This is a genomic window from Robiginitalea aestuariiviva, from assembly GCF_029537735.1.
GTDB lineage: Bacteria > Bacteroidota > Bacteroidia > Flavobacteriales > Flavobacteriaceae > Robiginitalea > Robiginitalea aestuariiviva.
Window position 1 is genome coordinate 620,771 of sequence record NZ_JARPUQ010000001.1, and the last position, 18,918, is coordinate 639,688.

The window sequence follows — 18,918 nt, forward strand, 5'->3', positions numbered from 1 at the left end:
GTGCTCAAAATCGCTTACCACCCCATCTACAAGCACCCGCTGCCTGAAGGGCATAGGTTCCCCATGCAGAAATACGATTTATTGCCCCAGCAATTGCTGCATGAAGGCACCTGTACCCCGGAGCACTTTTTTGCCCCGGAGCTGCCGGACGATGCCGACATCCTGAGGGCGCATACGCCGCAGTATTACGGAGAACTCTGTGCCGGGCGCATCCCCCCCAAAGCCATGCGGAAGGTGGGGTTCCCCTGGAGCGAGGCCCTGGTAACCCGGGAGCGCCGCATTACACAGGGCACCATACAGGGTTGCCATTACGCCTTGCAGCACGGCATTGCCATGAACATTGCCGGGGGCACCCACCACGCCTATTCGGACCGGGGGGAGGCCTTCTGTATGCTGAATGACCAGGCCATTGGCGCCCATTACCTGCTTGCCAACGGCCTGGCCCAACGCATCCTGATCCTGGACCTGGATGTACACCAGGGCAACGGCACAGCCGAAATTTTCCGGGATGTCCCCCAGGTATTTACCTTCTCCATGCACGGAAAGGCGAATTATCCCTTCAAGAAGGAGGTGTCGGACTGGGACATTGCCCTGGAAAGAGGAACGGATGATGCAGCCTATCTGAACATCCTGCATGAAAGCCTGGAATCCCTTTGGGAGCGCGTGCAGCCGGATTTTGTCTTCTACCTTTGCGGGGTGGATATCCTGGGCACCGACAAGCTGGGCACCCTGGGCCTGACCCCGGAAGGCTGCCGCCAACGGGACCTGGGGGTCCTGCAATGGTGCCGGCATCACGGCCTGCCGGTACAGTGCAGTATGGGCGGGGGGTATTCCCCCCAACTCCGGATTATTGTGGAGGCGCATGCACAGACCTTCCGCCTGGCCCAACATTTGTACTTCTGAACCACAGGCCGGAATGCTCCCGTTTTGTACCTTTATATAAAATTTAGTTCCATGCTGAGCAAAAAAGTTGAAGCTGCGCTGAACGCGCAAATCCGAGTAGAAGCCGAATCCTCACAGGTCTACCTTTCCATGGCTTCCTGGGCCGAAGTAAAAGGGTTGGAAGGTATTGCCCAATTCCTGTACCGGCATTCGGACGAAGAGCGGATGCACATGCTGAAGATGGTCAAATATGTAAATGAACGCGGCGGTCATGCGTTGGTTTCGGACCTTGCGGCCCCTGCTACCGATTTTGGCTCCTTCCAGAAACTTTTCCAGGAACTTTTTGACCATGAAATCATGGTTTCCGAGTGCATCAACAACCTGGTGCACGTGACCCTGGAAGAAAAGGATTATGCCACCCATAATTTCCTGCAATGGTATGTGGCCGAACAAATCGAGGAAGAAGCCCTGGCCCGCACCATTTTGGATAAAATCAACCTGATCGGCAACGACAAGGGCGGGCTTTATCTCTTTGACCGGGACATCCAGCAGCTTTCCGTGGATAGTGCTGCCTCAGGCACAGGCCCTGCCTAAGATGTTAAATCTTATTTAGATTTATTAAAAATTATTACCTTTGACTGTATACAGTCATGGGTAAGAAGAAAAAGACATCCAAAAAGGCCGAGAAAGCCGAAAAACTGCGCCAGAAAAGGCTGGTTACGCTGGCTGTGGCTGCCTGCCCTCCCGAAGGCTGTAAATCCAAGTGCTGTAAAAAGTATAAGAAGTGTGAAAGCAAACGCTGTAAGAAGTGCCCCTGCTTTGACCTGCTCCAATCCCTGCAGCCTGCAGGAGGCTTCTCCCAGGTAGCCTGAACCCACCCTTAGTACCGACGGTTAACCACGGTGGCCAATCCTTTTGTATCCCCGGTCATCTGGGCATAATACGAAGCCTGCAGCCAATAGTAATCCCCATGGTTGCATGCGGGCAGACAATGATGGGATGCATATACCCCCCGCTTGGCCCGGATATATATCCGGTGTGCCCGGGGTTTCTGACCCTCCAGGGATTTTTCAAAGGCGCGCTGGTCTTTCCAGTAATCCCATTCGTCCTGGGCATCGGTAAAACGCATGCGTTGCTCAAACAACCCGTCTGCCTGCCCCATCCGGGTATAAAAGGATGTCTCGTCCTTTTGCGCATAGAGCAGCCCCGGCCCGGTAAGGGCGCAAAACAACAGGAAACAGCAGATGCGTGGCATGGGTAAAGCCTTTGTTTGTTAACATGACGAGGGGGAACACTTTAAGTTACGCCTTTTCCGTAGAATCCTACAAAAAAAGAGGCCAAAAGCCTCTTTTATCGTTCTTTGATGCCCGGGGTTATTTCCCAAGCAACAACAATTCCGTGCATTTTACCTCGGTAATATACTTCCGTTGCCCGTCGTCCGTGTCGTAATGACGGTGAATAAGCTTCCCTTCCAGGGCAACTTCCCGGCCCTTTTTCAGAAACTGTTCCACGATTTCCGCTGTCTTACCCCAGGTAACCACCTGGTGCCATTGGGTGTCCGTCACTTTTTCCCCTTTACTGTTCCGGTAGGTTTCGTTGGTAGCCACAGAAAACCGGGCCATCTTTCCGCTTTCCAGGTCGCTGACTTCCGGATCCTGCCCCAGGTTTCCGATCAGTTGTACTTTGTTTCGCAATGCATTCATAGGCAATATGGGTTTGAAAGGTTACAGGTGGTAAAACTATGGGGCCAGGCGAGTTGCTTCCGTACATTAAGCAGTTGTATCCGGATATACGCGTTTATTCACGCCCGGATCTTGCCCCAGCCCGGAATGCCAGAGCGCCCCTGCCAAAGGGAATATTGTGTATCTTTCCTCTCATCGCCAACCCAACCGATTATGAAATCCGCCAAATTCCTCGCTTTTTTGCTGTTCCTGGCCCTGGCCTGCCGCCAGCAGCCCGAACCCGAAACTACCACCGCATTGCACCCCGCCCCCCCGGAGGCCGCCGGGCTCTCCCCGGAACGCCTGGCGCGAATTGACCAGATGCTGGAAGGGGCCATAGCTGAAAACCAGATCCCAGGGGCGGTGGCCCTGATTGCGCGCCACGGCAAAATAGTGTACCACAAGGCCTTCGGGCAGTCCGATGCCGGGGCGGGCACCGCCTTTAACCCCGATGCTATATTCAGGATCGCTTCCCAGACCAAAGCCATCACCAGTACTGCGGTCATGATGCTATGGGAAGAAGGGCACTTCCGCCTGGACGACCCTATTTCCGATTATATCCCTGAATTTGCCCGAACCGGCGTGATGGAAAACTTTAATGAGGCAGACAGCAGCTTTACGGTAACGCCCCTGGAAAAACCCATCACCATCCGTCACCTGCTGAGCCACACCTCCGGGATCGGATATGGTATTATTGACGGGGACCCCCGCTTCCGCAAGGCCTTTGCCAAGGCCGGGATCATTGACGCCTTTACCGCACAACCGATCCGCCTGGAGGACAACATCCCCGAACTGGCCCTTATGCCCCTGCACCACCCACCAGGGGAAGGATGGACCTACAGTGAGGGCCTGGACGTATTGGGCCGCCTGGTGGAAATCGTTTCCGGGCAACCTTTTGATGCCTTCCTGAAAACCCGCATTTTTGATCCCCTGGGGATGTCAGACACCTGGTTTTACCTTCCGGATTCCCTGGCCGGCCGCCTGGTACCCGTACAGCATTATACCGAAGGGAAATGGCAGCGCTTTCAGACCGATGTCTTCGATATCGATTACCCCATATCCGGAGCCCGGACCTATTTTGCCGGGGGCGCAGGCCTCTCGAGCACGGCCCGGGATTATGCCATTTTCCTGCAAATGATGTTGAACCAGGGCACCTACAATGGCACCCGCCTGCTGAGCCGGACAACGGTAGCAACCATGTTGGCCAACCAAATCGGAGACATGTGGGCCGGCGGGCCCAAGGATTTCGGGCTGGCCTTTGCCGTGGTCAATGCCAATGGGGTGGCCTACGGGGGGGAAGGCGGCCCCGGCACCTTCGACTGGGGCGGGTATTTCAACACCCAGTACTTTGCCGACCCCGGGGAAGGCCTGATCGGCATCCTCATGAAGCAAACCCAGAACACCCAAACCGACGAAACCGGATGGAAATTCCGCCAAATGACCTTTGCCGCCATCGCCGATTAAACCACCCAACGCCTAAACCAACGACTCATATGAAAACCTGGATGATCTCTGTAGCTGCCTGCCTTATGGTGGTGGCTACCGCCTTTCCCCAACGCCGGAAACAGGCCCCGCCTCCCCCAACCCTGAAGGATAGCCTCTACACCGGGCTGCAGTGGCGCAACATCGGGCCCTTCCGCGGGGGGCGCAGCGTGGCTGTGGCCGGGGTGGCCTCCCAACCCGGCACCTACTACATGGGCGCTACCGGGGGTGGGGTCTGGAAGACCACGGACGACGGCCTGCACTGGACCAATGTGTCGGACGGATTCTTTAAAACCGGAACGGTCGGGGCCATCGCCGTATCGGCCAGCAACCCCAACGTGGTCCTGGTGGGCATGGGGGAACACGCCGCCCGGGGGGTTATGACCTCCATGGGAGACGGGGTCTACCTTTCGCGGGATGCCGGCAAACACTGGACCCACCTGGGGCTGGACCAGAGCCGCCATATTTCGGATGTCATTATTGATCCAAGGGATGAAAACACCTTCTATGTTGCCGTGCAGGGCGCCCAGTACGGGTCCAGTGCGGAACGGGGTGTGTATCGCAGCACGGACGGGGGCGCTACCTGGAACAAAGTCCTGTATGCCGGGCCGGATACCGGGGCTTCCTCCCTGCATATGGATCCGGACAACCCGGCGGTACTTTATGCAGCGATGTGGCAGCACCGGCGCTACCCCTGGACCATGGAATCCGGCGGACCGCAATCCGGGCTCTTCCGCTCCCGCGATGGGGGTACTACCTGGGAAAAACTATCCAAGGGCCTGCCTGAAGCCTTCGGAAAAGCGGGGATTTCGGCCTCCGGAGGTCTTTCGGACCGGGTGTATGCCGTCCTGGAAGCGGATGGTGATAAAGCCGGGGTATACCGCTCGGACGATGGGGGAGACACCTGGCAACAGGTCAACAAGGACCGCATTAACGTGGCCCGTTCCTGGTATTACATGGAAATTTTTGCAGACCCCACAGACCCCAACCGGGTATATGTACTGAATGCCCCGGTAACCCGATCCATTGACGGGGGGAAGACCTTTCAGCCTGTACCTACCCCCCACGGAGACAACCACGATCTGTGGATCAACCCCAACGACCCCAACCGGATGATCAATGCCAACGATGGAGGGGCCAACATCACCAACAACGGGGGTCAAAGCTGGAGTACCCAGCAAAACCAGCCTACCGCCCAGTTTTACAGGGTGATTACAGACAACCGCTTTCCGTACTACGTCTACGGCGGGCAACAGGACAATTCGGCCATTGCCATTGCCAGCCGGACCAATTATGCAGGCATCGACTGGAAAGACTGGTACTCCGTAGCCGGGTGCGAAAGTGCTTTCCTGGCCTTTGACCCGGATAACCCCGAAGTGGTCTATGGCGGGTGCTATCAGGGCATTATCGAACGCTGGCTGGCAGCCAGTCGCGAGGGCAAGGCCATCAAGGAATACCCGGAACTTTCCCTGGGCAACGCCCCGGAGGATTTCCGCTACCGCTATAACTGGAACGCCCCCATCCTGACCGACCCTCACGACCGCAATACGATCTACCATGCAGGGAATGTGGTCTTCCGCTCCCGAGACGGTGGGCTTAGCTGGGCGGTGATCAGCCCGGACCTGACCCGGAACGAACCGGATAAACAGGGCCCCGGGGGGCAACCCTATACCAACGAGGCGGCAGGGGGCGAAAATTACAATACGCTCATGTCCCTGGCCACCTCCCCCCACCAGGCTGGTATCCTTTGGGCCGGGAGCGACGACGGGTTGGTCCACCTAACCCGCAATGGGGGTGAAACCTGGGAAAACGTAACCCCGGAGGGCATGTCCCGGGGCATTGTAAACAGCATCGAAGTGTCTCCCCACGATCCGGCCACGGCCTACATCACCCTGATGCGCTACAAAGCCATGGACCTGGACTCTTACATCTATAAAACGACCGACTACGGCAAAAGCTGGACCCGGATTACCGGAGGGCTGGACGACCCCCATGGTTTTGCACGCGTGGTGCGGGAAGACCCGGTTCGGCCCGGCCTGCTCTATGCGGGCACCGAAACGGGACTGTACATTTCACTGAACGGGGGCGGGTTGTGGCAGCGATTCCAGCTAAACCTTCCGGTAGTCCCCATTAACGACCTTACCTTCCGCCACAATGACCTGATAGCCGCTACGGCCGGGCGGGCCTTCTGGATCCTCGATGACCTGGCCCCCCTGCAGCAAACCCGGTCTGCCGGCAGCCCCCTTATCCTGGTGACGCCCAGGGACACTTATCGGTTTATAGGCGGGCATTCCGAGAAACCGGTGCCCGGCCTGGGACAGAACCCGAAAAGCGGGGTTATGCTGAGCTATTTCCTGGAAAAAGCGGCCGATTCGGCTAAATTGCAGCTGGAAATCCTGAAAGACGGTAAGGTGGTCCGGACGCTGACCAACCAGGCCCCTAAGGCCTTCAAATCCTGGCCTGGAGGGCCGGATAAGCCCCAAACTCTGCCCGCCAAAGCAGGAATGAACCGCTTTGTCTGGGATTTCCGAAGGGATCCGCTCCCGGCGGTCAACGGGGTTTTTGTCTATGGGGATTACAGCGGTGGGATCGTAGCCCCGGGCACCTATACCGCCCGGCTGCAGCTGGGGGAATCCACTGCAGAACAGGCCTTCAGCATCTTACCCCACCCGGGAATTGAGGCTTCGGATGCCGCCTACCAGGAGCAGGAAACTGTATTGATGCAAATTGAAGGAGCCATCCGGGACATGCACCAGGCTGTGAATGACCTCAGGAAGGTGAAGGACCAACTGGAGGGCTATGCGACTTTGCTGGAAGGACGGGAAGACGCCCAACCCCTGCTGGAACAGGGCAAAGCCCTGTTGGAAGAAATCTCGGCATGGGAACAGGAATTGATTCAGCCCAAACAGAAAACCTTCCAGGATGTAATCAACTACAACAACCAGCTGAACGCAGAGCTCATGTACCTGAAATCCTATGTGGATGCTGCCGAACCGGCTGTAACGGCCGGGGCACGGGAACGCCTGCAGGACCTGATGGCCGCCTGGGGCCAATTGGCCCGGAAAAGGGACCAGCTTGTAGAAGAAGGAATGGAAGCCTACAACCAAAAATACCGGGAACTGGGACTGCCTGCCCTGCTGCGGCCTGAATAAGCTGCTGGGATTTTTCAGGGGAGGCGGTGATCTTGGGGGCATGGAAAAGCCCCTTTGCCCGGAATGCCACAGCCCCATTAGGGGAAGGACAGACAAAAAGTTCTGTTCGGACCCCTGCCGTAATGCCTACCACAACCGCAGGAACCGGGAAAAGAACCGTACCATTCGAAATATCAACCGGATCCTACGGGAAAATTACCGCATCCTGCAGCACTGGGGAGAAACCTTTCCCCAACGTATCCTGGGGCGCGACTCCCTGCTGGAGGCCGGATTTTCCTTCAGGGCCCATACCTATAGCGAAAAGGGGCCGGCAGGCCTTTCCTGGTTCTGGGTTTACGATCGCGGATACGAAGTCCTGCCCGGAAACCGCTACCGAATGCTCCCAGGTGGTCCTGCCGATAAAGGGGAAGGATTATTTCCAGTTATGTGCCGTGAGTTTAAGGGCCGCAACCACAATATCCTTGCGGCTGATCTGGCCGATGAGCAACCCGTCCCGCATTACGGGTAAGCGCCTGCGGTTGTTCTTGTGGAACACCCCGGCGGCATCGAAAATACTCATATCGTGGGGGATGGTTTCCACCTCCTTGGTCATAAACCGCTCCACATTTTTATCGAGGATGGGTTGGTTGAAGTATCGGCTTTCGGAAATCTGCTTCATGCAGTCCGCTTCCGAGATAATCCCAACCAGAAAACCATTATCGTCCAGTACCGGTCCTCCGGAAATACGGTGTTTGGTGAAGGCTTCCATGACCTCGAGAATGGATTGTTCGGGATGGAAAGTAACGAGCTTTTGACTCATATAGTCCGTTACCAATATGGGGGCGTCGTACTCTTTTTTCGAGACCTCCCGGGCCCTGCGGCCTTGAAAACTCTTGATTGCCATGGACTTGTTTATTTTGTTAGGTGAACATGTAATATAGCATTTTCCTGGAATATCGGTAAAAGAAATCGTTCAACGGGCAGGCCCCCTTCAAATTTTCATACTTTTAAAAGGCCAAAAAACACCTATGAAACCGACTGTTGCCGTATTGTGCATGTTGCTGCTGGCCCTGATGGGGTTTACTGCCTTCCAGGCCTCCATGCCCGCCTACCACCCGGATGCGGATGCCCCGCAAACGGCCTTTTCCACGGACCGCGCCATGACACATGTCCGTCAGATGGCACAGGCCCCCCATGCCGTGGGTTTCCCGGCACACCGGGAAGTTCGCGACTATGTGATGGAGGTTTTGCACGAAATGGGCCTGAAACCAGAACTGCAGACCGGATATACCGCCGGGGATTGGGGCAACCTGAGCCGGGCGGAAAACATCCTGGTGCGCATTCCCGGGCGCCGGCCGGGCAAAGCCCTGATGCTGATGTCCCATTACGACAGCAACCCCCATTCCTCCCTGGGCGCCAGTGATGCGGCCAGCGGGGTGGCCGTGATCCTGGAAGGCCTAAGGGCCTATCTGGCCGGCGGGAACACCCCGGAAAACGATCTGATCGTCCTGATTACAGATGCCGAAGAACTGGGCTTAAACGGGGCCGATGTGTTTGTGAATCAGCACCCCTGGGCCGGAGAGGTAGGGCTGGTCCTCAATTTTGAAGCCCGCGGCAGTGGAGGCCCCGGGTATATGCTCATTGAAACCAACCGGGGCAATGCCCGTCTGATTGAGGAATTCGTATCCGCCAACCCGAAATTTCCCGTGGCCAATTCCCTGGCATACAGCATCTATAAAATGCTGCCCAACGACACCGACCTGACCGTGTTTCGGGAAGACCGCGATATTGAGGGCTTTAATTTTGCCTTTATCGACGACCATTTTGACTACCATACAGCCCTGGACATCCCGGAGCGGCTCGACCCCAATACCCTGGCCCACCAGGGCAGCTACCTGGTACCCCTGCTGGACCACTTTTCCCAGGCAGACCTCTCCGGGCTCAAATCCCTGAATGACCAGGTATACTTTAACCTGCCTTACCTGGGGCTGGTTCATTATTCACAGGACCTCTCCTGGCCTATGTGGGTGTTGGCACTCCTGGCCTACTTCGTCCTGCTGGTCTGGGGTCTGAAAAAGGGTCGCCTAAGCGGGACAGGGATTGCCAAAGGATTTTTACCCATGCTTTTCTTACTGGCCCTGAACGGGTTTGCGGGTTACTTTGCATGGCCAATGCTCAAAACAGCCTACCCGCACTATCAGGACCTCCTGCACGGCTTTACCTATAACGGGTATTACTATATTGCTGCGGCCGCCTGTCTGGCCATCGGCAGCGGTTTCTGGATCTACCGGAGTTTTAAAATCGGCACCCCGGATGTCCTGGCGGCCCCCATCCTGCTGTGGCTGGTGCTTTGTGCAGCGCTGACCAAAACGCTGCCCGGAGCAGCTTTTTTCCTGATACCGGGCCTGGCCTTGCTGGCATCCTGGATTGTGGTCCTATGGAGCGATAAACCGAACCCCTATGTGCTTACGGCCCTGGCCCTGCCTGCTCTGTGGATCTTTGCCCCTTTTGTAAAGATGTTTCCGGTAGGCCTGGGACTTAAAATGCTGGTAGCCGCCAGTCTGATGACCGCTTTTATTTTCTTGCTGCTACTGGCCCTGTTAATGCAAATCCCTCACCGTAAGCGCTGGGGAAGCCTTGGGTTGATAGGGGCACTTGCCCTGCTCATTGCCGCACATTTTCAAAGCGATTTTACCCCGCATCGGCCCAAGCCTACCAGCCTGGTCTACGTGCAGGATGCCGATGACGGAAAAACCTACTGGGCCACCTATGAGAAAACCCCTTCGGACTGGACCCGGGCGTATCTGGGGAATCCTCCCCAGCCGGCAGAACACCTGGGAGGTCGGATCCTCAGCAGCAAATACGGCACCGGGTTTTCCTTTATGGCCGAAGCCCCGGCAAAAACGATTCCCGGCCCGGAAGTACAGGTGTTGCAGGACACCGTAACCGGGGCCTCCCGACACCTGATCCTGGACATCCTTTCCCGGAGGGATATCAATCGCCTGGAAGTCTTTACAGGAACAGCACTAGAGGAAGCCACGGTAAACGGCATTGCCCTGGATTCCTTTTACCTGGCCCGCAGGCGCAGGGGCAAACTGATTACCCATTATGTGAGCGACAATGAACCCACCCGCCTGGAATTGACCTTCCCCGTGAGCGCCGCCCTGGAACTTGAAATCTATGAGGCATCAAATAATCTGCTCGGGCATCCTGAATTCACCGTCCCGCCCAGGCCCGAGGACCAGATCCCCATGCCCTTTGTATTGAATGACGCCGTGCTGGTGGTGAAAAAAATAGCCTTTTGAAAAAGAAGGTTGGGATATTGGGCTGCGGATGGCTGGGTGCCCCCCTCGCATTGGAACTGGCGGCCGCCGGTTATGTGGTCTGCGGCACTACAACACGGGATGAAAAGGCCAGGGAAATGGAACAACAGGGTATTTCCATGCATGTCATCCGGTTAAACGAATCCGGCTTCGAAGGCCCCATTAAAGCCTTTCTGAAGGGACTGGATGTATTGATTTTCAATATCCCACCAGGGCTGCGGCGGGATAGCTCCGGAAATTATCCGGTACGGATCAGCCACCTGAGGAAAGTCCTTGAGGACGTTGGTATTCCACGGCTCATCTATGTAAGCAGCACTTCGGTATTCGGAGCCCAGGGAGTGGTAGATGAAGACACCCTGCCTCTACCGGATTCCGAAAGCGGGAAACAGTTGCTGGAAGCCGAACGCCTCCTGGCAACAGGAAGGCCCCCATACAACCTCTTGGTCGTAAGGCCCGGCGGGTTAATGGGAGACGGGCGCCACCCGGTAAAATACCTCTCCGGCAAAACCGGGCTGCAGGGCGGGCAGGACCCGGTTAACCTGATCCACGGCACAGATGCCCGGCGCATCCTGGCCCTGGCGGTAAACGACCCCGAATGGACGGGGGTTGTCCATGCCGTTTACCCCGCACACCCGGCCAAAGCGGATTACTACCACGCCCAGGCAGAGTCTATGGGACTGCCCCCACCGAAGTACCAGCCTTCCCGGCCCAACCCCATGGCCAAAGAAGTGCATAGTAAGGTATTGGAAGCCCGGGAATTTACCTGGAATGACCCCATCGCATAAATTGTGCAGACCACGTGCAGAAGGCCGGTACGGGATGGGATAGAAATGTAAAAAATAACGTAGTTTTGCCGTCCTACCAATGTATTGCAAATGAAACGAATTGCCCTCCTCGGATGCCTGCTGATTGCCCTGGGCGCACAGGCGCAAACCAATGACGCCCTCAAGAGCCATTACCAGGCCTACTACCTGCAGATGAAAAAGCAGGGGGATGTACGCGGGGTCATCAATGCCCTTACCCATATGTATGTGCTGGAGCCATCCATGGCCCGTCGGGATACCCTGGCCTATGTATATGCCAACAATGAACAGTACATTCCTGCCCTGAACCTGATTGGGGTGGACATTAACCCGAACGATTCGGATATTGCCCTGCAGGTCAAAGCGCTTTCCCTGAAATCCATAAACCAGCCCAACCGGGCCCTGCAGCAGTTTCAGGAATTGTTTAAACGCAATCCCAACGCATACCTGGCTTATGAGATCGCAGACCTGAAAATCCAGGTTGGGGAAAATGCCGGGGCATTAACGGATATCGAATACGGGGTAAACAATGCCACCGCAGAAATGAAGTATGCTTTTTACGAACGGCAGCAACCCTATGAAGTATCCCTGAAGGCGGCCTTTATCCATCTGCGCGGGCTGGCCTTGTACAACATGAACAAGAACAACATCGACAAAGCCATTGCCAGTTTCGATGAAGCCCTGGCCATAGACCCGAATTTCAACCTGGCCAGCCTGAGCAAACAGGCGCTGGAATCCCGCAAGGCCCAGGCAGCAGAAAACCCGGAATAGGCAGAACGGCGACCTTTGGCGCAAAGACCAGGGTTTAATCTTCGGCAAGCAGGTCCCTGAAGCCCAGGGCCACCCCATTGCTCCACCCAAACCCATCCTGGGTGGGGTATTCACCCCCGCCGGAAAGCAGGGTGGTATCTGCCACATTGTACTTTTCCATCATCTTGCCGGTATCCCGATACACCTTTTCGTTCAGGTGCAACCAACGGCTGGCAATATCCCGGGCTTCCCCGGCGTAGCCGTATCGCTCCAGGCCTTTAACGGCCATCCATTGCAAGGGAGCCCATCCATTGGGGGCATCCCATTGCTGGCCTGAAGCCTTGAGGGTAGTGCGTAACCCACCGGGTTGCAGGAAATCCTCCAAAAGCCGGTCTTTAACGGCTTCGGCCTGATCCGGGGTGGCCAGGCCAAAATACAGGGGGAATACCCCTGCCAGGGTAATTTCCGGGGTCTGCACCCCATCCACCACATCGAAATCCCTGAAAAACCCACCCTGGGCATCCCACATCCGTTCCCGGATAAAAATAGCCCGTATGGCCGCCTTTTTTGCCATGGCTTCGGCCTGCTCCACATGCCCGCGGGCCCGATATCCTTCGGCCAGGAAGGTTTCCATAAAGTACATCAGGGCGTTCAGGTCCACCGGGGCCAGTTCCGTGGTCTGGGTAGAGGCAAATTCCCCCTCAGTGGCATACCAGCGGCTGCTGAAATCCCACCCGGAAGCTGCAGCAGCCCTCAGGTTCGCGTAAAGGACAGCCTTCGCACTGTCTGAAGGGAGGCCGGAAGCCAGATGAAAATCCTCGGCATAGGATTCCGGACGCGGGGTGGTGCCGCTATCCCAATAGCGATTCAGCACGGTATCCCCGCCCATGGCGAAAATGCGCTTTGTACTTCCGCCTGCGGGCAAGCCTTCAGAACCGGCCATCCAGTACGCATATTCCTTTTCTACCTGGGGGAAATACCGATCCGCCACCGTGCTGTCTTCCTGTGCCAGCAGGTCTACCATAAGGCTGAAGAACGGCGGTTGCGACCGCGTCAGGTAATAGTCGCGGGTCCCGTTCGGGATAAAACCAAGGGTGTCGATCAGGTAGGCGAAATTCGCCAGCATATCGTGTGCCAGTTCGGCCTGGTCGTCTGCCACCAGACCAATCATGGTAAAATAGCTATCCCAATAGTAGATTTCCCGGAAACGGCCACCCGGCACCACATACGGATGGGGTAAGGGAATGCGGGAAGAAAGGGAATCCGACGGGTCGGGCCCGCGACGGAGCACCCCCCACATCCCGCTGATGTGTTCATACATGGTGCGGGTGGTATCCGTATGGAAATTTTTCTGCTGGGACAGCGGTTCGGTGAAATGGGCAGCCACGAAGGCACGGAGGTCAAAATCCGGTTTGTCCTTTTCCGCTAAATACAAGGCTTCCATGTCGGAGGGGGAGCGGTCCCGCAGCAGGTCCACCACCGTTTTGGAATCCTCAAAAAACCGCGCCATCTGTATGGCGCGAAAGACCTCGGTTTCGTAAAAGGAGGTGACTTGCGGCTGGGCTTCCGGCGCCTGCCGGCATTGGAAAGTGAGCAACGCCAGGGTTGCCACTGCCATCCCGATAACATACTTTTTTATCATTCCAGGTTAGTGTTTAGGTAACAAAGCGCGCAGGCTGCGCAAAGTAATGCTGTCCTTTTCCCGTTTCAGGGCTATGGCGCCTTCCACTTTTTCATTGGGGATGGTGAGCGAAAGCACATAGTGGGCAATCTTCCAGCCCCCTTCGGTGCGCACAGCAACCCCGGAGCCCCTGCACAGCTGCATCCAGGTGTCCAGCAATTCGTCGAACCAGGCGGTTTGCCCGTCTTCGGAAAAGTAAATATGGCGCTCCACCGCCGAAAAACTCCAGGCCTTCCCATTATCGAAATAGGGTTTGGAAAACGCCATGAATTCCTCTTTGTTCCAGTTTTCGGATGCATCCGTCCCTATAAATACGGATTCGGGAGCCATGTGCCCGAAGTAGGCTTCAAAATCCGCATCCGCAGCAGCCTGATGCCACTCGGTAAGTACGCGGTCTACCGCCAGAATATCTTCCTGCTGCGCCCCGCAAATCCAGGGCATCCAAAGCAAGAGCCAGAATACATTCCTATTCATCGTCAAAAATACTGGGGTCCAGTTTACTGGACACAATATGGTTAAATTGTTCGCGCAGGCCATTGTAGGCCTCAAACGCCTCGGCCACCGGGGCATTATAATCCGTGCGGTAATGCAGGGCCGCCTGTGCCTTCAGCAAATAGGTTTTGACCAGGGTAAGGCGGCTGCGCACCGAAATGCGGTCGAAAGGACTCGGGAAAGCCGCGGTTTCTAGGTCCGTCAACAGGCCAATGAGTTCTTCCAACAGCAACCCAGCCTCTTCTGGGTTTCCCACGCCGGCCAAAACATCCATCCGGGCTTCAAGTTGTTTGAATTCCGGCCAGGAGTCCGTAACCGCCCGTGCCTCCGGGACCAGTGATGCCGGGGCTGGCAATTCCATGGCGTTCGAAGTTTCTTCTACCCCGGGGGTATTTACCTCCTCCGCAGGGGTTTCGCGACACCCGCCCAGCAAGGCCATACAGGCAGTAATAAACATGAAATACCGCATAAAGCGAATGTACAAATTTTACAATGAGTTATCTTTACGCCGCTATTAAACAAACGGCCATCATATGGGCAAAACCATTCTCATTCTGGGCGCCTGCGGGCAAATCGGGACAGAGCTCACCCTGGCCCTGCGACAGCTTCACGGCAGTGATAAAGTAATTGCCAGCGACATCCGGGAAGGCGGGACCGAACTGATGGCCTCCGGCCCCTTTGAAATCCTGGATGCCACGGACTCCAACGCCCTGGAGGAAGCGGTCATCCACTATGAAGTGGAAGAAATCTACCTGATGGCCGCCATGCTGAGTGCGACGGCGGAAAAATTTCCGGACCGCGCCTGGCATTTGAATATGAGTACCTTATTCAACGTGTTGCGCCTGGGAAAGGAGCGCATGATCAACAAGATTTTCTGGCCTTCCAGCATTGCCGTATTTGGCCCCAACACCCCTAAGGAAGACACGCCCCAGTCCACCATTATGGAGCCCAGCACGGTTTACGGGATCAGCAAGCAATCCGGGGAACGCTGGTGTGCCTATTATCACAAAAAATACGGGGTGGACGTGCGCAGCCTTCGGTACCCGGGGCTCATCAGCTGGAAAACCGAGCCAGGGGGAGGTACCACCGACTACGCCGTAGAGATTTTTCACAAAGCCCTGAAGGAAGGGCAATACACCTGTTTTCTGACCGAGGGGACCCGCCTGCCCATGATGTATATGGACGATGCCATCCGGGCTACCATTAACCTGATGCAGGCCCCGGCAGAGGCCCTGAGTGTGCGTTCTTCCTATAACCTGCACGCCATGAGTTTTGAGCCAGGCCAGCTGGCCCGGGCCATTCAGAAGCACCTCCCGGAATTCGAGATTCGCTACGCCCCGGACGAACGCCAGGCCATAGCCGATTCCTGGCCCAGCAGCATAGACGACCGCGAAGCGCGGCAAGACTGGGGTTGGGCCCCTCAGTTTAACCTGGAGGAAACCACCGCTACCATGCTGGAAGCCCTGCAACGGGCGGGGAATTAATCCTGGGGCTGGTACCTCAGTTTTTTCTCGATGGCGCGGATCATCACGTCCGCGATATCCTTCCCTGTGGCCTGCTCAATCCCTTCCAGACCGGGAGAAGAATTCACCTCCAGCAATAAGGGACCCCGGTTAGACCGGATAATGTCCACGCCGGCCACGGACAGGTTCAGTACCCGTGCCGCCTTAACCGCCAGCTTGCGTTCCTCTGCCGTGATCTTAATTTTGGAAGCTTTGCCCCCCTGGTGGATGTTGGCGCGGAATTCCCCTTTCTCGGCCTGGCGCTGCATGGCAGCCACTACCTTGCCGTCCACCACAAAACAACGGATATCCTGGCCGTTGGCCTCTTTGATAAATTCCTGCACCAGGATGTTGGTCTGCACGCTTTTAAAGGCGTTGATCACACTCTCCGCCGCCTTGTTGGTCTCGGCCAGGACCACGCCCTTGCCCTGGGTACTTTCCAGTAATTTAATAATCAATGGGGCCCCGTTTACCATTCGGATCAGATCCTTGGTATCGTTAGGGGACTTCGCAAAACCGGTAATGGGGATATGGATGTCATGCTTGGAGAACAACTGGGAGGCGAACAACTTGTCCCGGCTCTGGGAAATGGCCTCGGCAGCATTCTGGCAATACACGCCAAGATAGTCGAACTGCCGGATCAGGGCACATCCGTAAAAGGTGACCGAAGGCTTGATCCTGGGAATCACCGCATCGAATTCACCCAGGATGTTGCCTCCCCGATACCGGATTTCGGGGGCATTGGCGTCCAGTTTCATGTAGGCTAGCTCCACATTCAGAAAGACAATTTCATGCCCGCGGGCCGCAGCGGCTTCCATGATGCGTTTGTTGGAATACAATTCCGGGTTGCTGGCCAGCAGGGCAATCTTGAGCCCGTTCTTCTGTTTCAGGTAAGGCGCATAGCGCTCGTTGATTTCATCTTCGGTAAAGGGCTGCAGCCGAAAACTGGAGGCCGGATCTACGAGGTAGCGGCCGGAAAGGGCCTCCCTCCCCAACAGCATCCGGTATTCCATGGTATCGCGGCTGGCCAGGGTTACCTCGATCTCAAACTGGTCCTCCCCCAGGCGGATGGGGGTCCGGATCACCGGTCGCTCTTCTGAAATCCCCATGGAACTGCGGATTACCCTGCGGTCTACCACCCGGGCCTGGCAGGGGATGGCAATGCTGCGGTTGTCCTGCAGGGGGTTGATTTCGAACTGCACCCACTCTTCCGCATGGCGCATGAAGATGCGGATATTACTCGCCTGGAGGGAAGAGGTTTTGGCTCCGGAATCTACCCGAGCCTTCACAGCCGGAATCCCCAGGTCCTCGAATACGCACCACTCTTCGCTGCCTGCAACTTTCATCATAAAATTCTTGGATTTGATCCCCGGTGATGGGATGGCCGCACGGGGAAAAAGAAGTTATTGGGTCCGGAAAACGTCTTCCGGCTCCAGGAAATGCTTAAACTCCACCTTATACCCGTTGGGATCTTCTACAAAAAAAGAACGATGGGCCCCGGTCTTGCCTTCCAGGAAGAGCGCATTGACCTCAAAATGGACACCTTGAGCCTGTAGCCGGTCCCGCAAAGCCTCCCATTGGGAGGCACTTACCAGCACCCCAAAATGAAATGCCGGCAGCACGGCGTCCTCAAATTTGTATGTCTTGTAATGAAAGTCGAATTCGCCTTTGGTAAAAGTAATCTGGTTGCCAAACAGGTCAATGTCCGCCCACCCCGTAGCCGAACGCCCGGGGATCGCCCCCAGCACATTCAGGTAATAGGCTTTGGTCTTGGTTACGCTGTAGCAAGGCAGCGACAGGTGAAAGGCAGCTTGTTCCATAGCTCTGTTTTGGGCATCTGCCATTCCTATTCCTCCTCCGAATCTATGGGGACGTCGGGAATGGCCGTTGGGTCGTCGTCATCGAAATCGGCGTAGTCGTCTTCGTCGTAATTGGCCATGGTTTTCTCCAGTTTGGCACTGATCTTAACCAGGTATTTGGTGTCGGAGGTGGTAACCTCCACAGCCTCCACGCGCTCGCCCTGGGCGTTGCGGAAGGTAATGATATGGTCGTCGTCGTAACCGTCGGGGTATTTTTCCACCAAAAGCTTCAATACCTCCGGGGTAAGTTTCTTAAAATCTACTATGACGCGCCTGAGATTGTCCATAATTACATGTTCAAAATATAAGCAAAAATCAAAGGTGCAACAATAGTCGCATCGCTTTCCACGATAAATTTCGGGGTGTCGATACCGAGTTTTCCCCAGGTAATCTTCTCATTGGGGACAGCCCCGGAATACGACCCGTAACTGGTGGTGCTGTCACTGATCTGGCAGAAATAGCTCCAGAAGGGGGTATCCGTGCGCTCCAGGTCCTGATACAGCATGGGGACTACACAGATCGGGAAATCCCCGGCTATGCCCCCGCCAATCTGGAAAAAGCCGATGCCCTTGCCGGAGTTGTCGGTATACCAGTCCGCCAGGTAGGTCATATACTCAATCCCGGACTTCACTGTGCTGGCCGAAAGTTCCCCTTTCAGCACATAGGAGGCAAAGATATTGCCCATGGTGCTGTCTTCCCATCCCGGGCATACCAGGGGGAGGTTTTTTTCCGCGGCCGCATACATCCAGGAATCCTTGACGTCAATTTCGTAATACTGCTCCAGTACCCCGGAAAGCAGGAGTTTATACATAAATTCATGGGGCAGGTAGCGTTCGCCTTTGGTTTCGGCCTCCTGCCATAGCTCATGGATGTGTTTCTGCAGGCGCCGGAAGGCCTCTTCCTCCGGGATGCAGGTATCGGTTACCCGGTTCAGCCCCTGCTCCAGCAAATCCCATTCCTCCTGGGGCGTAAGGTCCCGGTAATTGGGTACGCGGCGGTAATGACTGTGGGCCACCAGGTTCATCAGGTCTTCTTCCAGGTTGGCCCCGGTACAGGATATGATATGGATTTTATCCTGACGGATCATCTCGGCCAGGATTTTTCCCAATTCGGCTGTACTCATAGCCCCGGCCAGGGACACAAGCATTTTGGAGCCTTGCTCCAATTGGGCTTCATAGGCCTGGGCCGCATCCACCAGGGCGGCGGCGTTAAAGTGTTTATAGTAATGGGTAATGAATTTAGAAATCGGGCCTTTCGTGCTCATTTTGGTCTAATTTACCGGACAATCCAGA

General features: G+C 55.9%; 19 protein-coding genes. 9 read left to right on the forward strand and 10 right to left on the reverse strand.

Annotated elements, in window-relative coordinates:
- The 3 genes from OZ410_RS02765 to OZ410_RS02775 are packed head-to-tail and all read left to right on the forward strand — an operon-like array spanning nucleotide 1 to nucleotide 1,754.
- Nucleotides 1-903, forward strand: a complete 903-nt coding sequence (locus tag OZ410_RS02765; protein ID WP_277706380.1) for a histone deacetylase family protein — start codon at nucleotides 1-3, stop codon at nucleotides 901-903.
- Nucleotides 904-954: 51 nt separating this feature from the next.
- The gene (locus tag OZ410_RS02770) at nucleotides 955-1,476 is read left to right on the forward strand and encodes a ferritin (RefSeq protein ID WP_277706381.1); all 522 of its coding nucleotides are present in this window, start codon (nucleotides 955-957) and stop codon (nucleotides 1,474-1,476) included.
- 56 nt (nucleotides 1,477-1,532) lie between these two features.
- Nucleotides 1,533-1,754, forward strand: coding sequence for a hypothetical protein (locus tag OZ410_RS02775; protein WP_277706382.1), 222 nt, complete (start codon nucleotides 1,533-1,535; stop codon nucleotides 1,752-1,754).
- Between the two features lie 8 nt (nucleotides 1,755-1,762).
- Here the strand turns inward: OZ410_RS02775 and OZ410_RS02780 are convergent, their stop codons facing one another.
- Nucleotides 1,763-2,137: a hypothetical protein gene (locus OZ410_RS02780; protein ID WP_277706383.1), complete on the reverse strand. Its 375-nt coding sequence runs from the start codon at nucleotides 2,135-2,137 to the stop codon at nucleotides 1,763-1,765.
- Between the two features lie 118 nt (nucleotides 2,138-2,255).
- Nucleotides 2,256-2,585, reverse strand: coding sequence for a single-stranded DNA-binding protein (locus tag OZ410_RS02785; RefSeq protein WP_277706384.1), 330 nt, complete (start codon nucleotides 2,583-2,585; stop codon nucleotides 2,256-2,258).
- 192 nt (nucleotides 2,586-2,777) lie between these two features.
- Between OZ410_RS02785 and OZ410_RS02790 the strand changes: the two genes are divergently transcribed.
- Both OZ410_RS02790 and OZ410_RS02795 read left to right on the forward strand, forming a co-directional pair.
- On the forward strand, nucleotides 2,778-4,067 hold the full coding sequence (locus OZ410_RS02790; protein ID WP_277706385.1) for a serine hydrolase domain-containing protein: 1,290 nt from the start codon (nucleotides 2,778-2,780) through the stop codon (nucleotides 4,065-4,067).
- A gap of 29 nt (nucleotides 4,068-4,096) precedes the next feature.
- Nucleotides 4,097-7,237, forward strand: coding sequence for a VPS10 domain-containing protein (locus tag OZ410_RS02795; protein ID WP_277706387.1), 3,141 nt, complete (start codon nucleotides 4,097-4,099; stop codon nucleotides 7,235-7,237).
- Nucleotides 7,238-7,649: 412 nt separating this feature from the next.
- On the opposite strand, the gene OZ410_RS02800 is transcribed toward OZ410_RS02795, so the two are convergent.
- The gene (locus OZ410_RS02800) at nucleotides 7,650-8,120 is read right to left on the reverse strand and encodes a CBS domain-containing protein (RefSeq protein WP_277706388.1); all 471 of its coding nucleotides are present in this window, start codon (nucleotides 8,118-8,120) and stop codon (nucleotides 7,650-7,652) included.
- A gap of 124 nt (nucleotides 8,121-8,244) precedes the next feature.
- Here OZ410_RS02800 and OZ410_RS02805 point away from each other — a divergent pair, with 124 nt between their 5' ends.
- The 3 genes from OZ410_RS02805 to OZ410_RS02815 all read left to right on the forward strand — a co-directional run bounded on the left by OZ410_RS02805 (nucleotide 8,245) and on the right by OZ410_RS02815 (nucleotide 12,113).
- On the forward strand, nucleotides 8,245-10,521 hold the full coding sequence (locus OZ410_RS02805) for a M28 family peptidase (protein ID WP_277706389.1): 2,277 nt from the start codon (nucleotides 8,245-8,247) through the stop codon (nucleotides 10,519-10,521).
- Nucleotides 10,518-11,324 carry an NAD(P)-binding domain-containing protein gene (locus OZ410_RS02810; RefSeq protein ID WP_277706390.1) on the forward strand — a complete coding sequence of 269 codons (807 nt, stop codon included), beginning with the start codon at nucleotides 10,518-10,520 and terminating at the stop codon, nucleotides 11,322-11,324. The genes OZ410_RS02805 and OZ410_RS02810 overlap by 4 nt, the downstream gene beginning before the upstream one ends.
- Nucleotides 11,325-11,414: 90 nt before the next feature.
- Nucleotides 11,415-12,113, forward strand: a complete 699-nt coding sequence (locus OZ410_RS02815) for a tetratricopeptide repeat protein (protein ID WP_277706391.1) — start codon at nucleotides 11,415-11,417, stop codon at nucleotides 12,111-12,113.
- A gap of 34 nt (nucleotides 12,114-12,147) precedes the next feature.
- Here the strand turns inward: OZ410_RS02815 and treF are convergent, their stop codons facing one another.
- The 3 genes from treF to OZ410_RS02830 are packed head-to-tail and all read right to left on the reverse strand — an operon-like array spanning nucleotide 12,148 to nucleotide 14,734.
- Complete coding sequence (gene treF / locus OZ410_RS02820; protein WP_277706392.1) at nucleotides 12,148-13,734, reverse strand: alpha,alpha-trehalase TreF; 1,587 nt, start codon at nucleotides 13,732-13,734, stop codon at nucleotides 12,148-12,150.
- Nucleotides 13,735-13,740: 6 nt separating this feature from the next.
- The gene (locus tag OZ410_RS02825; RefSeq protein ID WP_277706393.1) at nucleotides 13,741-14,247 is read right to left on the reverse strand and encodes a nuclear transport factor 2 family protein; all 507 of its coding nucleotides are present in this window, start codon (nucleotides 14,245-14,247) and stop codon (nucleotides 13,741-13,743) included.
- Nucleotides 14,240-14,734 (reverse strand): hypothetical protein, encoded by a 495-nt coding sequence (locus OZ410_RS02830; protein WP_277706395.1) that lies wholly within the window; start codon nucleotides 14,732-14,734, stop codon nucleotides 14,240-14,242. The genes OZ410_RS02825 and OZ410_RS02830 overlap by 8 nt, the downstream gene beginning before the upstream one ends.
- Nucleotides 14,735-14,798: 64 nt before the next feature.
- On the opposite strand from OZ410_RS02830, the gene OZ410_RS02835 reads away from it, so the two are divergent.
- Nucleotides 14,799-15,749 (forward strand): NAD-dependent epimerase/dehydratase family protein, encoded by a 951-nt coding sequence (locus tag OZ410_RS02835; protein ID WP_277706397.1) that lies wholly within the window; start codon nucleotides 14,799-14,801, stop codon nucleotides 15,747-15,749.
- Here the strand turns inward: OZ410_RS02835 and rimK are convergent.
- The 4 genes from rimK to OZ410_RS02855 are packed head-to-tail and all read right to left on the reverse strand — an operon-like array spanning nucleotide 15,746 to nucleotide 18,890.
- Complete coding sequence (rimK, locus tag OZ410_RS02840; protein WP_277706398.1) at nucleotides 15,746-17,116, reverse strand: 30S ribosomal protein S6--L-glutamate ligase; 1,371 nt, start codon at nucleotides 17,114-17,116, stop codon at nucleotides 15,746-15,748. The genes OZ410_RS02835 and rimK overlap by 4 nt on opposite strands.
- A 54-nt stretch (nucleotides 17,117-17,170) precedes the next feature.
- Nucleotides 17,171-17,587: a VOC family protein gene (locus OZ410_RS02845; RefSeq protein ID WP_277706400.1), complete on the reverse strand. Its 417-nt coding sequence runs from the start codon at nucleotides 17,585-17,587 to the stop codon at nucleotides 17,171-17,173.
- Between the two features lie 26 nt (nucleotides 17,588-17,613).
- Nucleotides 17,614-17,913: a hypothetical protein gene (locus OZ410_RS02850; RefSeq protein ID WP_277706402.1), complete on the reverse strand. Its 300-nt coding sequence runs from the start codon at nucleotides 17,911-17,913 to the stop codon at nucleotides 17,614-17,616.
- A gap of 2 nt (nucleotides 17,914-17,915) precedes the next feature.
- Nucleotides 17,916-18,890: a deoxyhypusine synthase family protein gene (locus OZ410_RS02855; RefSeq protein WP_277706404.1), complete on the reverse strand. Its 975-nt coding sequence runs from the start codon at nucleotides 18,888-18,890 to the stop codon at nucleotides 17,916-17,918.
- Nucleotides 18,891-18,918 lie beyond the last annotated feature (28 nt).

What these genes read in the sequence shown, in the direction of transcription:
- treF (WP_277706392.1), bottom strand. Translation starts at nt 13,734, where the DNA reads ATGATAAAAAAGTATGTTATCGGGATGGCAGTGGCAACCCTGGCGTTG.
- rimK (WP_277706398.1), bottom strand. Translation starts at nt 17,116, where the DNA reads ATGATGAAAGTTGCAGGCAGCGAAGAGTGGTGCGTATTCGAGGACCTG.
- OZ410_RS02815 (WP_277706391.1), top strand. Translation starts at nt 11,415, where the DNA reads ATGAAACGAATTGCCCTCCTCGGATGCCTGCTGATTGCCCTGGGCGCA.
- OZ410_RS02850 (WP_277706402.1), bottom strand. Translation starts at nt 17,913, where the DNA reads ATGGACAATCTCAGGCGCGTCATAGTAGATTTTAAGAAACTTACCCCG.
- OZ410_RS02805 (WP_277706389.1), top strand. Translation starts at nt 8,245, where the DNA reads ATGAAACCGACTGTTGCCGTATTGTGCATGTTGCTGCTGGCCCTGATG.
- OZ410_RS02795 (WP_277706387.1), top strand. Translation starts at nt 4,097, where the DNA reads ATGAAAACCTGGATGATCTCTGTAGCTGCCTGCCTTATGGTGGTGGCT.
- OZ410_RS02780 (WP_277706383.1), bottom strand. Translation starts at nt 2,137, where the DNA reads ATGCCACGCATCTGCTGTTTCCTGTTGTTTTGCGCCCTTACCGGGCCG.
- OZ410_RS02785 (WP_277706384.1), bottom strand. Translation starts at nt 2,585, where the DNA reads ATGAATGCATTGCGAAACAAAGTACAACTGATCGGAAACCTGGGGCAG.
- OZ410_RS02845 (WP_277706400.1), bottom strand. Translation starts at nt 17,587, where the DNA reads ATGGAACAAGCTGCCTTTCACCTGTCGCTGCCTTGCTACAGCGTAACC.
- OZ410_RS02800 (WP_277706388.1), bottom strand. Translation starts at nt 8,120, where the DNA reads ATGGCAATCAAGAGTTTTCAAGGCCGCAGGGCCCGGGAGGTCTCGAAA.
- OZ410_RS02835 (WP_277706397.1), top strand. Translation starts at nt 14,799, where the DNA reads ATGGGCAAAACCATTCTCATTCTGGGCGCCTGCGGGCAAATCGGGACA.
- OZ410_RS02830 (WP_277706395.1), bottom strand. Translation starts at nt 14,734, where the DNA reads ATGCGGTATTTCATGTTTATTACTGCCTGTATGGCCTTGCTGGGCGGG.
- OZ410_RS02855 (WP_277706404.1), bottom strand. Translation starts at nt 18,890, where the DNA reads ATGAGCACGAAAGGCCCGATTTCTAAATTCATTACCCATTACTATAAA.
- OZ410_RS02775 (WP_277706382.1), top strand. Translation starts at nt 1,533, where the DNA reads ATGGGTAAGAAGAAAAAGACATCCAAAAAGGCCGAGAAAGCCGAAAAA.
- OZ410_RS02770 (WP_277706381.1), top strand. Translation starts at nt 955, where the DNA reads ATGCTGAGCAAAAAAGTTGAAGCTGCGCTGAACGCGCAAATCCGAGTA.
- OZ410_RS02825 (WP_277706393.1), bottom strand. Translation starts at nt 14,247, where the DNA reads ATGAATAGGAATGTATTCTGGCTCTTGCTTTGGATGCCCTGGATTTGC.
- OZ410_RS02790 (WP_277706385.1), top strand. Translation starts at nt 2,778, where the DNA reads ATGAAATCCGCCAAATTCCTCGCTTTTTTGCTGTTCCTGGCCCTGGCC.